The following is a 3,716-nucleotide window of genomic DNA, read 5'->3' as shown; positions in this document are numbered from 1 at the left end:
GGTAGGCGGTGGCGGCCAGGGAGTATTGGTCTGCGCGCGGGTCGAGCGGGCGCGGCGCGGTCGGGTTGACCGGGTTGTCAACGCCGATCACCTGCCGGCCGCCGGAGTAGCTGGGAATCGTCACCGTGCCGCCGGAGTGGCTCGCGGCGGGTGCCTGAGCGGGTCCGGGCTGCGGGCCCGCCGGTACGGGAGCTGCCGGCGGTGCCGGCGGCGCAGCTGGCGCGGGTGGCGCGCCGAACGGTCCGGGAGCAGGCGCTTCCGACTGGGGAGGCGGAGGCACCATCGTCACCGTCTGGGGCAGCGGCGACAGGGTCACCGTCTGCGGCGGCGGCGCTTTCGGGGGCGGCTCCGTGGTGGGGATGGTGACCGGCTTGCGCGGCGCCGCGGGTGGCGCCGGTGCGCCGCTGGCGGGGGCCGCGCCGATCATCGACGCGACGATGGTGCCGTGCGCGTCGCAGTCCGACAGCCCGTCGCCGGACATGATGTAGTCCCCGCCGGGGATCAGGTGGGGAAACCGCGGATGTGGCGTCACACCGGTGTCGATGACCGCGACCTTCTGCCCCGCTCCGCGTCCGAATTGCCACGCCTCTTGCAGGTTGAGCATTTCCATGTACTTCGGCTGCAACCGGAAGTCGGTGCCGGGCAGCACCCCGACCTCGGTGCAGTAGGAGTTCTGCTTCATCGGCGCCGGCGGTCCCGGCGGACCGTCCGGCGGCACCGCGCCCGGATCAACCGTCGGCGGCGAAATGGCCGACGCGGGTGGCAAACCGGCTAGTGCACCTGAAGTGAGCAGGAGTGCGGCGACGGTCGCGCGCGATGCGCGACCGCGCCACCCCTTACTCCTAGCGATAACGGATCGCCGCATAGACATTCATCAGCCAGAATGCCAACGGGAAGATGGGCATCAGGCACAGGTATTCGACGTATTCCACCAACTTGCGGAACAGCGGGCTGTAGATGGTGTTGGGCACGACCGCCGCGGCCGTCATGCCGAGCGCCGGCAGCAGGACCAGGATCGCCACGCTGATCGACACCGCCAGCGGCGACTGCAGCCCCAGGGCGTAGCGCACCACCACCGCGGCGACGATGAGCACCGCCGTCGCGGCAAGGGTGATGGCTTGCCAGCGGTCGACGTACGAACGGCCGCGCAGCATGAGGAAGCCGGCGCTGAAGCCGGCCAGCAGGAGCGGCAGCCAGCGCTGGAAGGTGTGCGGGTCCGACAGGGAGGTCAGCGAGACCACCATCAGCACGCCCAGCCCCAGGAGCAGACCCGTCAGGAACGACCGGGCGCGCTCGGCCTGCAGCACCACATCCCGGACGGACGCGGGGCCTTCCAGCACCGGAGCGCCACCGTCGGCCCGCACCACCGTGGTCGGCAGGTCCGGTCGCGCCTCGAACACCCAGCGGCTGGTGGCCGACGGGAAGACGGGCAGCCGGATGCCGGCCAATCGGCGCGACAAGGCCGGTGCGGCCTGGTACGTCAGCACGCAGACCAGCACCACGCAGGTGAAGTTCGTGACCGCGCTGGTGTTTGCGACCATCCGCGCCAGGCTGGCGATGGCCGCCACGGCGCTGATGGTGACGAGCGCGGTGTAGATGCCCAGCCGGCGGCCGGTGAAGCGCAGGGTGAGCGCCGCGGCGATCGCGAGCACCCCGAAGCCCAGCACCGCATGCGGGGAGCCGACGCCTCCCGGCGGCGCCGAGGCCGCGGCCACCGTCAGCGGCGCGAGACCGCTCAGCAGCATGATGTCGGCGACCAAACGCTCGGAGTGCGTCTTCGCCCGCATCGCCAGCATGATGGCGACCGTCAACACGAGCGCGGCGATGACTGCGGAATAGGCCGTGGGCAGCCAGGAGTTGTGGTGCCAACGCCACCACCCCAGCAGGCCGGCCGCCGCGGTCACGCCGATCGCGACCATCGACGCGCCGACCTGAACGGCGACGACCGGGTCGATCGCGGCGAAGCGCTTGCTCAGGTTTGCCGAGACCGCGGTCGAGATGTGCTCGATGACCTGCGACCGGTGCTCGGTGTCCGGCAGAAACCGGATCCACAACCGGTCACCGTCGTAGACGTCCTGCTCGGTCAGGGACTGGGTGGCCCGCAGCGGGGTGCCGTCGACCAGGCACAGCGCCCACCTGCCGCGACCGGCTGCCTCCAGCGGGGTCTCGCCGAGCTCCCTGAGCCGACTGTTGACCACCTTGAGCAGCGGGTCGGTCATCACGGAGACCGGGGCGTTGGCGTCCAGCAGGACGCCGATTTGGACGCCCTCGCCGGCCATGACGCCGACGACCACAGCGCGAGGCTGCGCGATGCCCTCGATTTCCGCCTGTAAGGCGTCAGATACTCCTGCCGATGTCATCGCGCGGCGCCCCCTGCCATGGTCAACGTGTAACCCCGTGTCGCGAGGCGCGCGGGAGCCTCGGTCGCTTCACTCGCCGCGGCGCTGCGGCACCCTGAGAGGTACAGCTCGACTAATTCGGATTTCATCTGCCTCGCCTTGCGCTAAGGAGTTGTGGTGACAGTGCTTTGAAGATTTGCTGATGTGATTCTAGAGAAGTATGCCGTCTTCGCATCCCGACCGCATGTTGTCGGCAAAAGCGTTGGTAAAGTTTGTGTTTCACGCGGATGTCAAACCCTGCTGTGCGTTTTCCACTCGCCGTAGGGCAGGGTGTCCAGCACCGTCTTGATGCCCACCTGCACCAGTTGCGGGGTCGCCGGGCAGATCGCCAGCCACGCCTCCCCCGAGCCCGCCGTGCGCGCCTGTTGATAGAGCGCGATGCGGCCACCCGAGCCGTCCTTCAGCGACAGCACCGAGGCGCTCGGGCCCTTGGCGTCGTCCCGGTACTGGCGCGCGTACACCGCTACCTCGGCCGCCGGGTCCGACAAGGCCTGGCCCAGCGCGGCAACCGTGGATGCGCTGATGCCCATCCGCCGCAGATCACCGCCGGAAAATACGTTGAACCCGGACTCCTGCCACGACTTCGTCGCTTCCAGCATCTCCTCCAGCGGGACGTTGACCGCGTTGATCGCGGCCGGTTCCGCGTGGTGAATCGACTCCAGGCCGTCCAACACCAGCGACGCGATCGAGGCGCTGTCCGCGACGGCGACGTCGTCGACGGTGATGTCGCTGCCAACCCGCACCGCCGACACCCAGTGCTGGCCGCGGCGGGCCAGCACCACCCGGAACTCGTTCTCGGGGATGTCGCGCGAACCGGGCGGCTGGTTCTCGTCGTCAACGACGCCGTAGAGCAGCTTGCCCCGCGACAGCAGGGCGACGACCTCGAGGTCGGGCGCAGCGAGGACCCGCATCCGAGCGGCGACCTGCTCCTGCACCTCGTCGCCGACGACGATGCCCTGCTCGCGCATCACCGCCATACCCGGATGTTCGTTGAGCCAGTCGCTCGAGTCGGTGGAGACGAACGGCCGGCACCGCAACTCGGGCGCGACGTGTCGGATGTCGAGCAACGCCTGAAGCATCCAGAAGCCGTCGACGTTGACGGTGATGTCGGTGCGGGTGCTCTGTTGATCCATCAATAGCCTCAGAGGTCGGAGTGGTCGAAGGGTTGAAGTTTACTGAAACCGCAGGACGCGGCAGCACACCGATGTGTGGTGTGCTGCCGCGCCCGAAGTTGCGAGTTAGGCCCAGCTGGACCCGACGGCGCTGTCGGTGCTGGCCATGTTGCTGCCGGCGCTTTGCACCTTCTGGCCGTGGGAG

The 3,716-nt window shown here is 69.1% G+C and carries 3 protein-coding genes and 1 pseudogene; all 4 read right to left on the bottom strand.

Translation table 11 applies throughout. The features are described from left to right. A partial coding sequence (locus tag A5787_RS22125) for a S8 family serine peptidase (RefSeq protein ID WP_369829153.1) occupies positions 1 to 865 on the bottom strand: 865 nt, incomplete at its 3' end. After that, a complete protein-coding gene (gene eccD / locus A5787_RS22120; protein WP_066971001.1) occupies positions 843 to 2,360 on the bottom strand; it encodes a type VII secretion integral membrane protein EccD in 1,518 nt (505 codons plus the stop codon). The genes eccD and A5787_RS22125, both read right to left, overlap by 23 nt. A gap of 269 nt (positions 2,361 to 2,629) precedes the next feature. Beyond that, positions 2,630 to 3,532: an ESX secretion-associated protein EspG gene (locus tag A5787_RS22115; protein ID WP_066970999.1), complete on the bottom strand. Its 903-nt coding sequence runs from the start codon at positions 3,530 to 3,532 to the stop codon at positions 2,630 to 2,632. A 105-nt stretch (positions 3,533 to 3,637) separates the two neighbouring features. Then, positions 3,638 to 3,716, bottom strand: a pseudogene (locus A5787_RS22110) (type VII secretion protein EsxI); the annotation flags it as partial.

Source organism: Mycobacterium sp. 852002-50816_SCH5313054-b, from assembly GCF_001667185.1.
GTDB lineage: Bacteria > Actinomycetota > Actinomycetes > Mycobacteriales > Mycobacteriaceae > Mycobacterium.
The sequence above is the reverse complement of the archived record's forward strand: the minus strand, read 5'-3'. Positions and strand labels throughout refer to the sequence as shown.

Excerpts from the sequence above, each read along its gene's own strand:
- eccD (WP_066971001.1), bottom strand. The coding sequence starts at position 2,360 with ATGACATCGGCAGGAGTATCTGACGCCTTACAGGCGGAAATCGAGGGC.
- A5787_RS22115 (WP_066970999.1), bottom strand. The coding sequence starts at position 3,532 with ATGGATCAACAGAGCACCCGCACCGACATCACCGTCAACGTCGACGGC.